This window comes from Mycobacterium paraterrae (genome assembly GCF_022430545.2).
Lineage (GTDB): Bacteria > Actinomycetota > Actinomycetes > Mycobacteriales > Mycobacteriaceae > Mycobacterium > Mycobacterium paraterrae.
The window spans coordinates 1,543,860-1,561,076 of record NZ_CP092488.2 but is presented as its reverse complement, the minus strand read 5'-3'; the positions used below and the strand labels follow the sequence as shown (position 1 = coordinate 1,561,076).

Annotated in this window: 19 protein-coding genes and 1 tRNA gene; 12 read left to right on the top strand and 8 right to left on the bottom strand. The window is 66.3% G+C overall.

The genetic code is table 11. From position 1 onward, the window contains the following. Positions 1-66: 66 nt before the first annotated feature. The 5 genes from MKK62_RS07490 to MKK62_RS07470 are packed head-to-tail and all read right to left on the bottom strand — an operon-like array spanning position 67 to position 4,717. Entirely contained in the window at positions 67-1,041 is a 975-nt protein-coding gene (locus MKK62_RS07490; protein ID WP_240261666.1) for an NADPH:quinone oxidoreductase family protein, read from the bottom strand. After that, complete coding sequence (locus MKK62_RS07485; RefSeq protein ID WP_240261667.1) at positions 1,041-1,664, bottom strand: TetR/AcrR family transcriptional regulator; 624 nt, start codon at positions 1,662-1,664, stop codon at positions 1,041-1,043. The genes MKK62_RS07490 and MKK62_RS07485 overlap by 1 nt, the downstream gene beginning before the upstream one ends. Beyond that, complete coding sequence (locus MKK62_RS07480) at positions 1,642-2,925, bottom strand: acyl-CoA dehydrogenase family protein (protein WP_240261668.1); 1,284 nt, start codon at positions 2,923-2,925, stop codon at positions 1,642-1,644. The genes MKK62_RS07485 and MKK62_RS07480 overlap by 23 nt, the downstream gene beginning before the upstream one ends. Positions 2,926-2,942: 17 nt before the next feature. Next, positions 2,943-3,707 carry an SDR family NAD(P)-dependent oxidoreductase gene (locus MKK62_RS07475; RefSeq protein ID WP_240261669.1) on the bottom strand — a complete coding sequence of 255 codons (765 nt, stop codon included), beginning with the start codon at positions 3,705-3,707 and terminating at the stop codon, positions 2,943-2,945. Next, the gene (locus MKK62_RS07470) at positions 3,704-4,717 is read right to left on the bottom strand and encodes a phosphotransferase family protein (protein ID WP_240261670.1); all 1,014 of its coding nucleotides are present in this window, start codon (positions 4,715-4,717) and stop codon (positions 3,704-3,706) included. Before MKK62_RS07470 ends, MKK62_RS07475 begins: the two co-directional genes overlap by 4 nt. A gap of 82 nt (positions 4,718-4,799) precedes the next feature. Between MKK62_RS07470 and MKK62_RS07465 the strand changes: the two genes are divergently transcribed. Together MKK62_RS07465 and MKK62_RS07460 are read left to right on the top strand one after the other, a co-directional pair. Then, positions 4,800-5,426, top strand: coding sequence for a histidine phosphatase family protein (locus tag MKK62_RS07465; RefSeq protein ID WP_240261671.1), 627 nt, complete (start codon positions 4,800-4,802; stop codon positions 5,424-5,426). Further along, complete coding sequence (locus tag MKK62_RS07460; RefSeq protein WP_240261672.1) at positions 5,423-6,457, top strand: phosphotransferase family protein; 1,035 nt, start codon at positions 5,423-5,425, stop codon at positions 6,455-6,457. The genes MKK62_RS07465 and MKK62_RS07460 overlap by 4 nt, the downstream gene beginning before the upstream one ends. 1 nt (position 6,458) lies before the next feature. On the opposite strand, the gene MKK62_RS07455 is transcribed toward MKK62_RS07460, so the two are convergent. Then, positions 6,459-6,806, bottom strand: a complete 348-nt coding sequence (locus MKK62_RS07455; RefSeq protein ID WP_240261673.1) for a LapA family protein — start codon at positions 6,804-6,806, stop codon at positions 6,459-6,461. A 72-nt stretch (positions 6,807-6,878) separates the two neighbouring features. On the opposite strand from MKK62_RS07455, the gene MKK62_RS07450 reads away from it, so the two are divergent. From MKK62_RS07450 to MKK62_RS07430, 5 genes are all read left to right on the top strand, one after another. Next, a complete protein-coding gene (locus MKK62_RS07450) occupies positions 6,879-7,826 on the top strand; it encodes an ABC transporter substrate-binding protein (RefSeq protein ID WP_240264255.1) in 948 nt (315 codons plus the stop codon). Further along, on the top strand, positions 7,823-8,920 hold the full coding sequence (locus MKK62_RS07445) for an ABC transporter ATP-binding protein (RefSeq protein ID WP_240261674.1): 1,098 nt from the start codon (positions 7,823-7,825) through the stop codon (positions 8,918-8,920). Before MKK62_RS07450 ends, MKK62_RS07445 begins: the two co-directional genes overlap by 4 nt. 2 nt (positions 8,921-8,922) lie before the next feature. Further along, positions 8,923-9,606: an ABC transporter permease gene (locus MKK62_RS07440; protein WP_240261675.1), complete on the top strand. Its 684-nt coding sequence runs from the start codon at positions 8,923-8,925 to the stop codon at positions 9,604-9,606. Beyond that, complete coding sequence (locus tag MKK62_RS07435; RefSeq protein ID WP_240261676.1) at positions 9,603-10,325, top strand: ABC transporter permease; 723 nt, start codon at positions 9,603-9,605, stop codon at positions 10,323-10,325. The genes MKK62_RS07440 and MKK62_RS07435 overlap by 4 nt, the downstream gene beginning before the upstream one ends. A 74-nt stretch (positions 10,326-10,399) precedes the next feature. After that, entirely contained in the window at positions 10,400-10,915 is a 516-nt protein-coding gene (locus tag MKK62_RS07430) for a putative glycolipid-binding domain-containing protein (RefSeq protein WP_240264256.1), read from the top strand. Here the strand turns inward: MKK62_RS07430 and MKK62_RS07425 are convergent. Then, positions 10,884-11,822 carry a prephenate dehydrogenase gene (locus MKK62_RS07425; RefSeq protein WP_240264257.1) on the bottom strand — a complete coding sequence of 313 codons (939 nt, stop codon included), beginning with the start codon at positions 11,820-11,822 and terminating at the stop codon, positions 10,884-10,886. The genes MKK62_RS07430 and MKK62_RS07425 overlap by 32 nt on opposite strands. A gap of 132 nt (positions 11,823-11,954) precedes the next feature. On the opposite strand from MKK62_RS07425, the gene MKK62_RS07420 reads away from it, so the two are divergent. The 5 genes from MKK62_RS07420 to MKK62_RS07400 all read left to right on the top strand — a co-directional run bounded on the left by MKK62_RS07420 (position 11,955) and on the right by MKK62_RS07400 (position 16,229). Next, a complete protein-coding gene (locus MKK62_RS07420; protein WP_240261677.1) occupies positions 11,955-12,467 on the top strand; it encodes a tRNA adenosine deaminase-associated protein in 513 nt (170 codons plus the stop codon). Further along, complete coding sequence (locus tag MKK62_RS07415; RefSeq protein WP_240261678.1) at positions 12,464-12,922, top strand: nucleoside deaminase; 459 nt, start codon at positions 12,464-12,466, stop codon at positions 12,920-12,922. The genes MKK62_RS07420 and MKK62_RS07415 overlap by 4 nt, the downstream gene beginning before the upstream one ends. A gap of 59 nt (positions 12,923-12,981) precedes the next feature. After that, complete coding sequence (locus MKK62_RS07410; RefSeq protein ID WP_240261679.1) at positions 12,982-13,599, top strand: SOUL family heme-binding protein; 618 nt, start codon at positions 12,982-12,984, stop codon at positions 13,597-13,599. A gap of 56 nt (positions 13,600-13,655) precedes the next feature. Continuing rightward, positions 13,656-13,746 (top strand) — tRNA-Ser (locus tag MKK62_RS07405). 479 nt (positions 13,747-14,225) lie between these two features. Next, positions 14,226-16,229 carry a serine/threonine-protein kinase gene (locus tag MKK62_RS07400; RefSeq protein ID WP_240261680.1) on the top strand — a complete coding sequence of 668 codons (2,004 nt, stop codon included), beginning with the start codon at positions 14,226-14,228 and terminating at the stop codon, positions 16,227-16,229. Positions 16,230-16,315: 86 nt separating this feature from the next. Here the strand turns inward: MKK62_RS07400 and MKK62_RS07395 are convergent, their stop codons facing one another. Continuing rightward, entirely contained in the window at positions 16,316-17,089 is a 774-nt protein-coding gene (locus tag MKK62_RS07395) for a DUF732 domain-containing protein (protein WP_240261681.1), read from the bottom strand. Between the last annotated feature and the right edge of the window lie 128 nt (positions 17,090-17,217).

Sequence of the window (17,217 nt, the reverse complement as noted above, 5' to 3'; positions counted from 1 at the left end):
TTTCCGGCTCGCCCGAGTTGTCGCTCGAAGGAGGGCAATTCTCATAACCCCGCCGCGACGCGGCGCTCACGCCGTGACGTCGATGACCACCTTGCCGACCGCCTTGCGATCTGCGACCAGCCGCAGCGCCGCGGCGGTGTCCTCCAATGGGAATCGTGCCCCGATGTACGGCTTGATCACACCCGTCGCGAACATCTCCGTCAGCTCATGCAGATCGCGTGCGCAATCGCCGGGCCGGTCATCGGCGAAGGTGCGGATCTCCATGCCGCGAACCGTTATTCCCTTGAGTAGCACCAGGTTTAGCGGGATCGACGGGATCGCACCGGCCGCATAGCCGAGTGTGACGAACGTGCCGCCGCGGGCGAGGGCGCGTAGTGCCGGTTCGGAATAGCTTCCGCCGACCGGATCGAGTACCGCACGGGCGCCGTCGCCGGTGTGCTCGCGAATGCGGCTCTTGAGGTCTTCGCGGTCGTAGTCGACGGTGGCCGCCGCGCCGCGCCGGCGGCACAGCTCGAGCTTCTCCGGGCTCGACGCGGCGGCGAGCACGCGTGCCTTCATCGCGACCGCGAGATCCACCGCCGCCAGACCGACGCCGCCGGCGGCGCCCAGGACGACCACCCAGTCGCCCGGTTGAACCCCGGCGATCGACCGCAGCGCGTGGTAGGCGGTGCGGTAGGTGACGCCGAACGCCGCGGCGGAGGCGAAGTCGACGCCCGGGGGTATCGCCGTGACCGCCGATGCGGGTAGCAGCGCCTGTTCGGCGAACGCTCCGACGAATGTGGTGGCCGAAACCCGTTGGCCGACAGGGACAGACACGCCGTCACCCACCGCGGTCACCTCGCCGGCGAGCTCGCTGCCCGGGGTGAACGGTGGCGGGATCTTGACCTGGTATTTGCCGTCGATCAGCAGCACGTCCGGAAAGTTGACCGCGGCCGCGTGTACCCGCACCACCACCTGGCCTGGGCCCGGTTCGAGGTCGGCGACCTCGCAGATCTCGATGTCTTCGGGCGGGCCGTAGGCGCGGCAGAGCGCTGCGCGCATCAGCTGACCCCCAGTCCGCGCAGGCAGAACCCCACCAGATGGTCGACATCGGCCGGGCGAGGCCGTTGCGAAGAATCCAGGTAACGCCGCATCGCCGACACCGTGCACACAAACACGGCGTCGGTGTCGCGGTCGACGTCGGTGCTGCCCAACCCGGCAATCGGTTCTGTCAGCAGGTCGCGCATCGGACGCATGATGGCGTCGTCAGCGGCTCGCCAGTCGGCGGTCGCCGAAACCTGGCCGGCCGCAGCGCGACTCATGCTGATCAAGTGCGGATCGGCGACCTGGGCCAGCGCCCCCTCGATCCACCGGCGCACCTTGCCCGCCGGTGTGTGCTCCTTGGCCATCTGATGCTGCAGATACGAGACGACGATCGCGACGCCACGCTCCATCACCGCGAGGATCACGTCGTCCTTGCCGGCGAAGTAGCGGTAGAACGCTTTGTTCGACGACCCGGCTTCGGTCACGATGTCGCTGACCCGCGGTGGTTCGGGGGCGACCCGTTCCATCACTCGGACGGCCGCGGCCAGAATGCGTTCGACCTCCTCGGTCGCCTCGCGCTGCCGATCGTCGAGGGCCCGCTCGACCGCCGCGGCGACCCTAGTGGTCAATGAGCTCTCCATATTTGGCGCGCAGGGTCTCGCGGCGAACGTCGAGCATCTCGCTGGGCCACTCCGTGCTCTCCGCCTCGACGCCCTTGAGCAGCATCCGGGCCAGGTTCACCTTGTGCGCCTCGGTGGGTCCGTCGGCGAGGCCCAGCGCGATCCCGCCGAGCAGGACGTTGACCAGCGGCAGCTGATCGGTCAGTCCGAGCGCGCCGTGCACCTGAATCGCCCGCAGTGCAATTGATTTCAGCACCTGCGAGGCCAGGATCTTGCAGGTGGCGATCTCCGCCCGGGCAGCGTGCTCGTCACCGCTGTCGATCAGCCACGCCGCGTGCAACACAGTGAGCCGGAACGGCGTCAGCTCGGTGTAGGAGTCCGCGATGAACTCTTGGACCAGCTGCTTGTCTGCGAGCACAGTCCCTTGGGTGAAGCGGCTTTTCGCCCGCTTGGCCATCATATCGACTGCGCGCTGCGCCATACCGATCGAGCGCATCGCGTGGTGCAGCCGGCCGCCGGCCAGCCGGGTCTGCAGGATCAGGAAGCCCTGACCGGGCTCGCCGAGCAGCGCGGTCGACGGCACCCGCACGTCGTCGTAGTGCACCAGGGAATGTCCTGGTTCGTGCGGGTCGGCACCGACCAGGTGGTGATTCGCCTCGACCTTCAGGCCCGGGGTGTCCGCCGGGATCAGGAACGTCGACGCGCCGTGATGCACCGCGACGTCAGGATTGGTGATCGCGACCACGATGAAGAACGACGCCACGGAGGCGTTGCTGGAGAAGTACTTTCGCCCGGTGATCACCCAGTCGTCACCGTCTTCGACGGCGCGGGTGGTGAACACGCGTGGGTCGGCGCCGCCCTGCGGCTCGGTCATCGAGAAGCAGGAGAAGATTTCACCCGACAACAGGCCGGACAGGTAGCGGTCCTTCTGCTCCTGGGTGCCGAAGCGCGCGATGATCTCGGCGTTGCCGGTGTCGGGGGCCTGCGTTCCGAACACGATCGGCGCCCACGGGCTGCGGCCCAGGATCTCGTTGATCAGCGTCAGCTTGACCGCCCCGAAGCCCTGGCCGCCCAGTTCCGGGCCGAGATGCGGCGCCCACAGGCCGTTGTCGCGGACCTGCTGCTTGAGCGGGTCGACGACCTTGCGCCGTTCGTCGTTCAGCGGCAGGAATTCGCAGCCGGGAAAGAGCACCTCCAGCGGTTCGACCTCGTCACGGACGAACTCGCGGACCCAGTCCAGTTTCTTCTGGAATTCCGGTTCGGTGGAAAAGTCCCACGTCATCGTGAAGCCTCTCTTTATCAGGGGATTCCACCGTCGGCCCGAACGATAGAGCCGGTGGTGAAGCTGGATGCGTCCGACGCCAGAAACAGTGCGGCGCCCACGATTTCGGCTGGGTGGCCGGCTCGCTGCAGCGATAGGCCGGCGAACGGATTGTGCGACGCCTGCTCGATGTTCCACGACTTGCTGACGTCGGTGAGGAAGGGGCCCGCCATCAGTGTGTTCACGCGGACCGTCGGGCCGAGCGCCCGCGCGAAGCCCTCGGTCATCGCGTTCAGGCCGGCCTTCGACGATGCGTACGGGATGATGTCCGGGGTGGGCCGCAGCGAACCGGCAGTGCTCACGTTGATGATCGAGCCCCGGCCGGCCGCGACCATCCGCTCACCGACCAATGCGGACAACCAAAAGGGGCCCTTGAGGTTCAGGTTCACCACGGCGTCGAACAGCTTCTCGGTGACGTCGGTGAGCTTGTCGTAGACCGGCGACATGCCCGCGTTGTTGATCAATGTATCGACCTTGCCGAACCGGTCGTATACCGCCTCGACCAGACCGTCGAGTTGGTCCCATCGGCCGACGTGCACCTGGTATGGCATTGCCGCGCGGCCGGTTTCGCTTTCGATCTGTTCGGCGACCGCGACGCAGTTCTCCATCTTGCGGCTGGCGATCACCACGTCGGCGCCGCAGCGCGCGACACCGAACGCCATCTCCTTGCCGAGCCCGCGGCTGCCCCCGGTGATCAGGATCGTCTGGCCGGTGAGGTCGAAAAGCTGGTCAGCATAGGTCATTTCAGCGACCCGGCCAGCCCGGCGGCTGTTGTGATCAACTGGGGGACCATCGTCCCGAACGCGTCCTGGATCTTGGCGTCGACCTTGCCGCTGCGCACTCCGGCGGCGTACGTCTTTTCCAGCACAATGCCGAGCTTCCAGTTGGCCAGCACCAGGTAGTAGTCGATGTTGTCGCATGTCAGGCCGCTGACTTGCTCGTAGCTGTCCAGCAACTCGCTGCGGGTCGGCATACCCGTCATGTCCAGGTAGAACCCGTCCTGCTTGGGGTGTTCGCCGTCGTAGCCCAGCAGGCACCAGGCCAGGTCCAGCAATGGATCCCCGACCGTCGTCATTTCCCAGTCGACGATGGCGGCCAGCCGCGCGGGTCCGCCGTGCGCGAACATCACGTTGGCGAACTGATAGTCGCCGTGCATGATGCCGGGGGTGTAGTGCGCGGGTCGGTTGCGGCGCAACCATTCCGCGGCCTCGTGCAGGCCGGGAAGCTCGCGCACCTGGTAGCTGCTCAGGAACGCCAGCCAGCGGTCGACCTGGCGTTCGTGGAACCCGTCCGGCCGGCCGAAGCCCGCCAGTCCCTGGGCCTGCCAGTCCACTCGACCCAGCTTGGCCGCGCCCTCGACGAGTTGGAAGGCCAGGCCGCGACGCGCCTCGAGGTCGTCGTCGAACGGCGCCTCCCAGCCACCGTCCATCGGGCTCCAGCCGTCGATCGCCTGCATCACGTAGAACGGCTTGCCGAACAGTCCGCCGGCTTCGTCGGCCGCGATCAACTCGGCGTGGGGGACGTCGGTGCCGCCCAGCGCGCGGACCAGTCTGATTTCGCGGAGCAACCCGTCGATGCGGGCGGCGTCGGCTCGATCGCCCGGCATGCGCAACACCATGCGCTCGGCACCCCGGCGGATCAGGTACAGGGTGTTTTGCGAGCCGCCGGACAGCGTCTCGAGCCGTGGCTTTTCACCGGCTCCAGGAGCATCGTTCGCGTCCAGCCAGCGTCCCAGGACCTCGTCGTCCAGCATCCGCACACCCCAATCTCCACGCGGAGAATAGCATTCTCCACCGCCGTCGGTAGGGGATCGCGGCGCGTGCGAGGCTGTCCGGATGCAGTTGCTACTGGTCCGGCACGCCTTGCCGCTCCGCAGCGAGCCAGGTCAGGGCGCCGACCCGGACCTCTCCGATGAGGGCCGTGAGCAGGCGGCGCGGTTGCCCGAGGCGCTGTCCCGTTTTCCGATCACCCGGGTGATCAGTAGCCCGCAGTGCCGCGCGGTCCAGACTGCGCAACCGGTGGCCGAGGCGCTCGGGCTCGACATCGAGATCGACGATCGGTTCGCCGAATACGACCGCGAGTTGCCCGTGTACATCCCCGTCGAGCAGATCCGGACCGAGAATCCGCAGGAGTGGGCTCGGATGGCGGAGGGACATCTCCCCAGCGCGGTCGATGAAGACGCGTTCCGGGTGCGCGTCAAAGCAGCCGTCGACAATGTCGTCGCCACCGCAGGTCACGAGGAGACCGTCGCGGTGTTCAGCCATGGCGGGGTGATCAACGTCGTGCTGCACGAGATTCTCGGCACCAGACGGATCCTGTCGTTCCCGATCGACTACGTGTCGGTGACGCGGTTGCTGTTCTCCCGGTCCGGCCGGGCCAGCGTGGTGACGGTGAACGGCACCGAGCACGTATGGGACCTGCTGCCGAGAAACCGGCGAACCGCTGATAAGAAGACGTCGTGACTCTTGACGGGCTGGACCTGGACGCACTGGACAAGCACCTCCGATCGGTCGGCGTCGCCCGAGCCGGTGAACTCACCGCACGACTGATCTCCGGCGGCCGGTCCAACCTGACGTTTTTGGTGGCGGACGACTCGTCGAAGTGGGTGCTCCGCCGCCCGCCGCTGCACGGGCTGACTCCCTCGGCGCATGACATGGCGCGGGAGTACACCGTGGTCGCCGGGCTGGCCGACACCGACGTGCCGGTCGCCCGCGCGGTCACGCTGTGCAAGGACGACTCGGTGCTCGGCGCGCCGTTCCAGATGGTCGAATACGTGGCCGGCCAGGTGGTGCGCAGTCGCGCCGAGCTCGAAGCCATGGGTGACCAGCCGGTGATCGACGGTTGTGTCGACGGGCTGATCAAGGTGCTGGCCGACTTGCACGCCGTCGATCCCGCGGCGGTCGGTCTCGCCGACTTCGGCAAGCCCGACGGCTATCTCGAACGCCAGGTCCGTCGGTGGGGTTCGCAGTGGGAGCATGTCCGTCTTCCCGATGACGACCGCGACGCCGACGTGGCCCGGCTACGTCAGGCGCTGGCGGACGGGGTTCCGCAGCAGAGCCGGACGTCGATCGTGCACGGCGACTACCGGATCGACAACACGATCCTCGACGCCGACGACCCCACCCGGGTGCGAGCCGTCGTCGACTGGGAACTGTCCACCCTCGGCGATCCGCTCAGCGACGCCGCGCTGATGTGCGTCTACCGCGACCCGACGTTCGATCTGGTGATCAACACGCAGGCCGCCTGGACGTCGCCGCAAATACCGGTGGCCGACGAGCTGGCGCAGAAGTATTCGGAGACATCCGGACAGCCGCTGGCGTATTGGAACTTCTACATGGGCCTGGCCTATTTCAAGCTGGCCATCATCGCGGCCGGCATCGACTTCCGCCGGCGGATGGCAGGTGGGGCCGACGATGTCGAGGCCTCAGACCGGGTCGGAGAGACGGTGGCGCCGCTGATCGCGGCCGGGATCGCCGAGTTGCAGAACGGATGAGCTACCGGCTGGCGGCCTGCAGGTTCTTCTTGGCCGCCCGGCGAAGTTGGTAAATCCGCGCCGTACCGGCGAGGAAGGTGATCAACCCACCGCTGACGGCCGCCAGCAGGATGGCCACCCCCAGCGGCAGGGACCAGTGCCAGCCCAGGAACGCGAAGTCCCCGGATGTCGTGTTCTGGGTGATGAAGATCAGCAAAATGATCAGGATCAGAAAACCCAGCGCCAAGAACGACCACAAACCGGCCGTTCGAGTGAATTTGACCGCTGACTCGGGCGGCGGCGGCTGGTTCGGACCTGGTGCCGGAGTGCTCAGTGGCGGTTCGGGAGATGACGTCGCATCGCTGCTCATGCTGCCATCTTTACCCGTTGGCGGAGCAAACGGAACCAAACGATTCACGAAGGGGCATTAGTGTCGATCGCTATGGGCATGCGGCGACGGCGCGGGCACCGCATCGCGGTGTGGCTGGTGGCCCTGTTGGTGGCGGCGACGGGCTGCGGCACCGCGAACCCGCTGGGCGGAGCGTCGAGCGGGCCCAACTCGATCGTGGTGGGGTCGGCCGGGTTTCCGGAGTCCAAGATCGTCGCCGAGATCTACGCACAAGCGTTGCAGGCCAACGGGTTCAATGTCGGCCGTCGGATGGGTATCGGCAGTCGGGAAACGTATGTGCCCGCGCTGAAGGATCATTCGATCGACCTGGTTCCCGAATACGTCGGCAACCTGCTGATGTATTTGGAGCCGGACGCCACTGCGACGCTACTCGACGACGTCGAGCGCGAGTTGGGCCGGCGGTTGCCGCCGGACCTGTCGATCCTGAGCCCGTCGCCGGCGTGCGACACCGACACGGTCACCGTCACCACCGATACCGCCGCGAAGTGGCACCTTACGACGATCGCCGACCTCGCCCCGCACTCGGCCGAAGTGAAATTCGCGGCGCCGTCGGATTTCCAGGTGCGGCCGTCGGGTCTGCGGGGATTGCGGCAGCGCTACGGACTGAACGTTTCACCGGGCAACTTCGTGGCAATCAGTGACGACGGTGGCGCAGTCACGGTGCGCACCCTGACGGAGGGGAAGGTCAACGCGGCCAACATCTTCAGTACCTCGCCGGCATTCCTGCAGAACAACCTGGTCGCGCTCGGGGATCCGCTGCACAACTTCCTGGCCGGAAACATCGTGCCGCTGGTCAATACCCAGAAGAAGTCGGACCGGCTGGCAGGCGTACTCAACGCGGTGTCGGCCAAGCTGACCAGCCGCGACATGGCCCGGCTCAACGCATCGGTCTCGGGCAATTCCGGTATCGACCCCGATCAGGCTGCCCGACAGTGGTTGCGGGACAACAACTTCGACCACCCGATCGTGGGCGGACAGTGATCAGCTTCCGCGACGTACACAAGGTTTACGACGACGGCACCGTCGCGGTCGACCGGTTGAATCTGGAGGTGCCGCAGGGCACGCTCACGGTGTTCGTCGGCCCGTCCGGTTGCGGCAAGACCACCTCGATGCGGATGATCAACCGGATGGCCGAGCCGTCGTCGGGGACCATCGTGGTCGACGGGCGCGACGTCGCGAGCGTCGACCCGGTGCGGCTGCGCCTCGGCATCGGCTACGTGATCCAAGGTGCCGGGCTGATGCCGCACCAGCGGGTAATCGACAACGTCGCAACCGTTCCGGTGCTCAAGGGTCAGTCGCGCCGGGCCGCGCGCAGGGCGGCCTATGCCGTGCTGGAGCGGGTGGGTCTGGATGCCAAACTGGCCGAGCGTTATCCGGCGCAGCTGTCCGGTGGCGAGCAACAGCGCGTGGGCGTGGCCCGCGCGCTGGCCGCGGATCCGCCGATTCTTCTGATGGACGAACCGTTTTCGGCCGTCGACCCGATCGTCCGCCGCGAGCTGCAGCGTGAAATCCTGCGGCTGCAAGCCGAACTGCAGAAGACCATCGTGTTCGTCACGCATGACATCGACGAGGCGATCCGACTGGCCGACCGGGTCGCGGTGTTCGGCCGGGGCGGCGTGTTGCAGCAATACGACGAGCCGGCGCGGTTGCTGTCCCGTCCGGCCAACGACTTCGTAGCGAGGATGATCGGCGCCGGGCGCGGGTACCGCTGGCTGCAATTCCTCAGCGCCACAGGCCTTCCGCTACACGACATCGCCACCATCACCGATCCGGCCGCTATCGGTGAGGAGCGGTTGCGCGACGGGTGGGCGCTGGTGGTCAAGACGGACGGCGCGCCGTTGGGCTGGATCGACGTGAACGGCGTGCGCAAGTATCGTGCCGGTGCGACACTGCGCGACAGCGTGACCTCGGTGGGCGCGGTGTTCCGTCCGGGCGCCAACTTGAGCCAGGCGCTGGACGCGGCGTTGTCGTCGCCGGCGGCCATGGGGGTGGCCGTCGACGATGCGGGCGCAGTCTGCGGCGGCGTGTGCGCCGGGGATGTGTTGTCCGCCCTGGATTCCCACCGGCGGGACTGATCGTGCACTATCTGCTGCACCACCTGACCACGGCCTGGGCACTGACCGTGATCCACCTGCGGCTCTCGCTGGTGCCGGTGCTGGCAGGTCTCGTGCTGGCGCTGCCATGGGGCGTGCTGACATGGCGGACCAGGGTGCTTCGACAGTTCACCACCGTCGCCGCCAGCGCGATGTTCACCATTCCGTCGCTGGCGCTGTTCGTGGTGCTGCCGCTGATCATTCCCACCCGGATTCTCGACGAAGCCAACGTCGTGGTGGCGCTGACGCTGTACACCTGCGCGCTGCTGGTGCGCGCGATCTTCGAGGCGCTGGATGCGGTGCCGGCCCAGGTGCGCGACGCCGCCACCGCCCTCGGCTACCGCCCGCTCGCCCGGATAGTGAAAGTTGAACTGCCGCTGTCGATTCCGGTTCTCGTCGCGGGTTTGCGGGTGATTGTGGTGACCAATATCTCGATGGTTTCGGTGGGCGCGGTGATCGGGATCGGCGGCCTGGGGACCTGGTTCACCGAGGGCTACCAGGCGAACAAGAGCGATCAGATCGTGGCCGGCATCATCGTGATCTTCCTGTTGGCGGTGGTGATCGACGCCGGGTTGATGTTGGCCGGCCGCCTGGCGACTCCATGGGAGCGGGTATCACGGCCGGGCCGGCGGCTGCTGACGGCCCCGGTGGTGGGCGGTTCACGATGAACTTTTTAGTGCAGGCGCTGTCCTATCTGTTCACCGCCGAAAACTGGTTAGGGCCGGTCGGCTTGGGGCAGCGGACGCTGGAGCATCTGGAATACACCGCGGTTGCCGTGGCGGTCTCGGCGCTGGTGGCCGTGCCATTGGGATTGTTGGTCGGCCATACCCGCCGCGGCACGCTGCTGATCGTCAGCATCGTCAACGCGTTGCGGGCACTGCCGACGTTGGGAGTGCTGCTGCTGGCGGTGCTGCTATGGGGGTTGGGCCTAATACCGCCGATCGTGGCGCTGATGCTGTTGGGAATCCCGCCGCTGCTGGCCGGAACGTATGCCGGGGTGTCGGCGGTGGATCGCATTGTGGTCGACGCCGCGCGCTCGATGGGCATGAGCGAGTGGCGAGTCCTGTTTCGGGTCGAAGTGCCGAACGCGCTTCCGCTGATCCTCGGCGGGTTGCGTACCGCGACGCTGCAGGTCGTCGCCACCGCGACGGTGGCCGCCTACGCCAGCCTCGGCGGGCTGGGGCGCTACCTGATCGACGGCATCAAGGTCCGCCAGTTCCACATCGCGCTGGTCGGTGCGCTGATGGTCGCGGCGCTCGCCCTGATCCTCGACGGCGCGCTGGCCTTCGCGGTGTGGGCGTCGATGCCCGGTACCGGGCGACTGCGCGGAAAGCCACACCACCAGACGTCGATATCTGCCAGGTCGTCGCCTAACGTAGACGCGTGAGCCAAACAGCGTCAGACCCGAAAGGCAATGCGTGGTCGACGATCCTGACCTGGCGTTCACAGGATCACCGGCGGATGGAGTCGGTCCGGGTGCAGTTGTCCGGCAAGCGAATCAAGGCCAACGGCCGGATCGTCGCCGCCGCGACAGACTCCAACCCCGCGTTCGCCGCCTACTACGACCTGTTGACCGACGAGGCCGGCGCGACCAAGCGGCTCGGCATGACCGTCACGTTGGCCGAACGCGAGCGACAGCTGGTGGTCGCCCGCGATGACGAGAACGTCTGGCTGGTCACCGACCATCAGGGCGACTCGCGGGCGTCCTACGACGGTGCGCTGGACGTCGACGTGGTGTACAGCCTTTTCTTCAACACGCTGCCGATCCGCCGTCGAGGACTGCAGGAAAACGGCGAGACGATCACGGTACCCACGGTCTACGTGAGGCTGCCGGAGATGAGCGTCGCGGCGGCCACGGTGAGCTACAGCAACATCGGCGACGGCATCAAGGTGCGCACGCCGGTGTCGGACACCACGCTCACCGTCGACGACGCCGGCTTCATCGTCAACTATCCAGACTTGGCAGAGCGGATCTGATCACCCCGCCGGCCCGGCCGGCCGCCGCCAGTTCACCGCGCCAATTCTCTGCGCCGACGAATACGCCGACGATCTCCGGGCGGGAGAAGCTGTCGTACCGTGCCCGGGCAGCATGCCCGCTGTCGACCAGCTCGGCGACGGTGTCGTTGTGCGCCAGCGAGTCCCGCGCTTCGGTCAGCAATTCGATGGCCCGGTCCACCCGCGGCAACAGCTGGCCCGCGTTGGCTTCGCACATGGCCCGCACCAGATCCGGCGCGCTACCCGCGACCCTGGTGCCGTCCCGGAATGAGCCGGCCGCCAGCGCGAACGCCAACGGCACCTCGGCGGCCGTCACTGCCAAGGCCTCGGCCAGCAGATGCGGCAGGTGGGAGATCGCCGCCGCGGCGGCATCGTGCTCGTCGGATCTGGCCGGCACCACGACCGACCCGCAGTCCAGCGCCAGCTGCAGCACGGTCAACCAGACTCCCGGGTCCACGTGGTCGTCGACGCTGATCACCCAGGGTGCGCCCACGAAGAGCCTCGAGTGCCCGGCCTCCCAGCCCGAGTGCGCGGTGCCCGTCATCGGGTGTCCGCCGACGAACTTGGCCCGTAGACCAGCGGCGGTGACCTCGTCCAGAACGGCGCCCTTGACGCTGGTGACGTCGGTGAGCGGACAGTCCGGAGCGGTCTCGCCGATGCGGCTGAGCAGGATCGGCAGCGCCGGCATCGGCACCGCCAGCACGATCAGAGCGCCGACGTCCGCGGCCCGGCTGAGTGCGTCCGTCAGGTCGGTCGTGGCGTCGAAGCCGTCGAAGCGGGCGGCCTGGGCGCCTTCGACGGAGCGGTTGTAGCCGAAGGCTTCGCGGCCGGCATCGGCGGCGGCGCGCAGCAGCGAACCGCCGATCAGACCAAGGCCCAGCACGCACACCGGTGCCTTGAGAGTGCTCGTCGTAACGGGAGAAGCCACGTCTCCAGGTTGGCATATCCTGCTGCGTACTCGACACCCGTTTGCTGCGCATGCGCTGGTCAACCGGCTTCGGCGCGACTAGCGTAGGCGGCCATGGGAGCACAGCGGGCGTCCGCACAGGCCGATACTCCAGACGGGTTCGGTGTGGCTGTCGTGCGCGAGGACGGCAAGTGGCGTTGCTCGGCCATGGGGCCGAAGGTGTTGGTCAGCCTGTCCGCTGCCGAGACCGAGTTGCGCGAGTTACGGAGTGCCGGGGCGGTTTTCGGCCTCCTCGACGTCGACGACGACTTTTTCGTGATCGTCCGGCCGGCGCCATCGGGAACCCGCTTGCTGCTCTCGGATGCGACCGCAGCCCTGGACTACGACATCGCCGAAGAGGTGCTGGACAACCTCGACGCCGACATCGAACCCGACGATCTTGAAGACGCCGACCCGTTCGCGGAGGGCGATCTCGGATTGCTATCCGACGTGGGGCTGCCCGAGGCGGTGCTCAGCGTGATCCTCGACGAGACCGACCTCTACGCCGACGAACAGTTGGGCCGCATCGCCCGCGAGATGGGCTTCGCCGACGAACTGTCGTCGGTGCTCGACAAGCTGGGTCGGTGATCGCTGACGACGATCTGATCCGGGCCGCGCTGGCGGCGGCCGCGACCGCCGGTCCGCGGGACGTGCCGGTGGGCGCGGTGGTCGTCGCGGCCGACGGCACCGAGCTGGCCCGCGCCGTCAACGCACGCGAGGCGCTGGGCGACCCGACTGCGCACGCTGAGATTCTGGCCATCCGCGAAGCCGCCCGGGTGCTGGGCGACGGCTGGCGGCTGGAAGGTGCGACGCTCGCCGTCACCCTCGAGCCGTGCACGATGTGTGCGGGCGCGCTGGTGATGGCGCGGATCGGCCGGGTGGTGTTCGGCGCGTGGGAACCCAAGACCGGAGCGGTCGGATCGCTGTGGGACGTGGTTCGCGATCGCCGTCTCAATCACCGGCCGGAGGTTCGGGGCGGGGTGCTGGCCGGGGAATGCGCCGCACTGCTGGAGCAGTTTTTCGCCCGCCAGCGATCGGGGTGAGGCGGCTACGGCTCGGTATTTTGAATGGCAGCGCCGTGCCGACGGAAGGGGAAGCAGCCATGCTGAAGGCGACCGCGAGGATTGCCAAGTCTTTGGTCGAGGCCGGCGGGTCGGTGGTGGGATTCCGCGGCCTCACCGAGGAGCCCGCCTACAGCGCCGAACCGCTCGCCGACGGCGTCGAAGTCCGACGTTATCCTTCGCGCATCGCGGCGCAGACGGCGGTCGACGCCGACGAGGTGACCGCCCGGCGAATCGGTTTCCAACGCTTGGCCGGCTACATCTTCGGAAAGAACCACACGGTCGTCGAACAGTCCCGGCGCGGATCCGGTGAGAAGATCGCCATGACGGCGCCGGTCGCCCAACAGGCCGATGCCGACGGGCAATGGCTGATCCGGTTTTTCATGCCGGCCGACAAGACGCGGGAATCGTTACCGGATCCGGACGATCCGGCGGTCAGCCTCGTGACGGTTCCCCCGGAAACCGTTGCCGTCAAACGATTCTCCGGGAGCACCGATCCCAAGGCGGTTGCCGCGAAGGCGACGGATCTGCTCCGGACGCTCGATGGTCAGGGGATGAAAGCGGTCGGCACACCCGCCGCGTGGTTCTACGATCCGCCGTGGACCGTCCCCCCTTTGCGGCGCAACGAAGTGTGGGTGGCCGTCGAACCGCGTGGCTGAGGCCCTGCTCGGCTGCGATTGGGATAGCGACGCTGGTGTTGGGTAAGCTCACCGGCGGTGGCGTGTCCGAGCGGCCTAAGGAGCACGCCTCGAAAGCGTGTGACGGGTAACCCCCGTCCGAGGGTTCAAATCCCTCCGCCACCGCCAAAGCTCGCTTGATCGTCACTGCAGTTAGCACGCCTATGGTGGTTGCGATCCTTCGACGTGGCGAAGACCTGCGTCCACATTTTGCACATATCCACGGTCAGGCGTTCTCGTCTACGACGCGCGGTCGTCTCTTTAAGCCGCGGGAACGCGGGCAACGCGACATCGTGCTCCTCGTCCCTTGGGCGGATACGACAGCGTGACCAAGGTCTAGTTGAGGTTGAGCCCACCATTTGTTAGCTGTGAGTCCGCTACTAAACGCTTGCGAGAGATCTGTGAACGATTTAAAGTTTGCTACGAAGCTCTCAGCAATTGAGAGCCAGTTGTCAACGAGACGGACCGGTGAAGCATGCTCGTCGCGTGCGGCTACTGAAGACGCTGTCTGACGGGCGACTATCGGGGGACGAATCGTCGTTACCCGCTACGAAGGACCCGCAGCGTCGCAGGACGCCGATGACGACAGTGCTTTGCCGGGAGGGCTCGTGGAGGGAACGCCGTTCGGGCACTACCGCCTGCTGAAACTGGTGGGGCGTGGCGGGATGGGCGAGGTGTGGCGCGCTCACGACACGGTCAGTGACCGCGTGGTCGCGCTCAAGGTATTGCCGCCCCACCTAGCGACTGACAAACATTTTCAAAATCGGTTTCGTCGTGAAGCGCGGGTCGCGGCCGGTTTGTATGAACCGCACATCGTTCCTATCCATAGTTACGGTGAGCTAGACGGCCGCCTCTATGTCGACATGCGCTTGATTGACGGCCAAGATCTGGAGTCCCTTCTTGGCGGCGGACCCCTAGAACCGGCTCGCGCAGTGAAGATCCTTGATCAAGTCGCGTCAGCGCTGCACGCCGCGCACGAAGTCGGATTGATCCACCGAGACGTGAAACCGTCCAATATCCTGGTCACACCTTCAGACTTCGCCTACCTCATCGATTTCGGTATCGCTCGCGCCGCTGATTCGACCGGTTTGACAAGCACGGGCTCGACGATCGGCACATGGGCTTACATGGCTCCCGAGCGGTTCGGCACTGGTGAGCCTGACCTTCGCTCTGACGTGTACGCATTAGCCTGTGTGCTTTACCAATGTTTGACTGGTCAACTTCCCTTCGTCGGCGACAGTGTGGAACAGCAAGTGGCCGGGCACCTTTCAATAGCGCCACCCAGGCCCTCGGTCACCAATCGCACTGTGCCTCAGGCGTTTGACGACGTAGTCGCCGTTGGCATGGCGAAAAACCCAAGCGAGAGATACGGCACTACAACTGAACTCGCCGCCGCGATGACCGCCGCCGCCTCGCAGCTAGCAGCGGGTGTGCCACAGCAGGGTCTGCCCTACCAGCCACCAACGCAAGCGGCACATTTGGGCCAACACCCTCGGGAAGACGCGACCCCATGGCCGCCCAGCAACGCATCATCCGACTCCCTGTCGTGGGCGCGCACCGAACAGCGCGCGCATAGCGATGCTGAGCCGGCTCCGTTTTTGCCTCGCGAAAGAAATCCATCGCTGGCAGTCACGGCGCGCAGGCCGTTGCTGCGCCACCCGGCAGCCCTTGCTGCCGCCCTTCTTGCAGTAGTGCTACTCATCGGTGGCGCGGTAGTCCTGATCACCCGCCACGACACCCAACAGGCCAACATGAGGTCTGCCGGTTCCCAGCCAGCACACCTACCCAGGCCCGCCGGACCGGCATTTGACGGTACGTTCACCGCCACCTACGGCCCGAAGACCAGTTTCGGCGGTGCGCCGCAGAAGAGTTCCTCGTCGACGGTCACCTTCGTCGCGAGGTCCTTCTGCGACCGCAGCGGCTGTGTAGCCAGTGCCACTACTGTGAATCGTCCGGAGGGCGTCTTGACGTTCGCCTTCGACTATGCGAACGGGCGCTGGACCGCGGTGAGTATAGAAAATGACGGCGAATGCCGGGGTCAAAAAGCGGTTGAGCACTGGCGGGTGTATCAACTCCAACCCAAACCCGACGGCTCCTTCAGCGGTGATTTTCGTGCTGTTTACCCGAGCGGAGGCTGCAACAGCAAACAGCCTGTGACCTTTACTCGTACTGGCGGCCCTGACCCGAGTGTTCAAGTCACCGACCCCAAAGTAATTGCACCCTTTGTACGCTCGCCAGCACAACACTTTTCAGGCCGCTACCGCAGGCAAATCATTTACCGCGACGACGGTACGAGATTCGACCGCGATTATGTTGTTGATACGTACTGTCTGCGTACCGGACAACGGTGTCTGAGTGTCGCTAACGAGGCTGGCCAAGGCGCTGTCTATCTGAATTTCGCAGGTGATAAGTGGACCGGGCACCTCTCCTCAGACGGGAAATGCACCAGGAGTGGACTGGCAGAGCATAACGAGACCGATTGGACAGTCCAAGTCCCACAGGAACCCCCGGACCCCATTCAGCAAATGAGTGGTGAGGGAACGCAAACTGCGAGCGGTGGGTGCGTGAAGACTTTTCATTTCGACATCACATACACCCGGACCGGAGATTGAACTGCGCTAAGCGTGGTGCGGATTTAGCGGCGGCCCTGCCCGCCAGCAACGTCACGTTACTTCGAACAGTCGACCCGGTTCTCGATTCAGCCGTCGCCGCGCAGGCCGTCGCGGATGCCCTGCAGATCCTGGTTGATCCCCTGCAGGTCACCCTCGATGGACTGCAGGTTGGTGGCGGCCTTTTGATACGCCTGCTGCGCCTGGTCGGTGCCCGCAGACTCGAACTGCGGGCAGTAGGTGACGATGGCCGCGCTGGTGAAGTCGGCGCTTTGCGCGGCATCCCAGATCGTCGATCGTTGCACGAAGGCAGTCGCATTCGCGATGTTGGCGTCGCGTCCCAGGAAGTCGCACACCGCATGTCCTTGCGTCGCGGCGTAGTCGCTGTTGGGCACCGGCACACCCTCACGCTGCAGCACCTCGACCATCGCCTTCTCGGCGATGTCGGTCTGCGACGGGTGGTTCACCGGCGGAACAAGCGGTGCAGGAGCAACAGTTGTGGGGTGCTCCTCTGCCACCGGACTAGGCGCCGGCTCGGACGGACGATGATGCCGGTGCACGACGAACATCATGACCAGCATCGCGACGACGGCCAGCGCCGACAGCGGGACCGCGGCGCGCAGCGCCAGATGCAGCAGCGGACTCCTGCGACGACGACGCGGGCGCTCGAAGGTTTTCTCGAAGGGCGCCAGGATTTCGTCGAGAACCGCTGTGTCGGAAAGCACGTCGACCGGATGCCCCAGCCGTTCGTCGAGAAGCGCGTCGAGCTGTTGGCTGGACGGCTGCCCGCCACGCTCGCGGATCGAGCGAAGCTCGGCAGCCACGCGGCGTAAGTCGGAGTCGATCGTCTCCCGGTCACGCATCCCAAGAGCTTAGGGCCGCGCGGCCTTTCGGGTCACCGTTACCAGCCGATCTCGTCGCAAATCCGCCCCATAGTCAGTTGACCCGATTCGTGGATTCGCTGGCCGCGTCTTGCGGCAGCGCCTTAGAT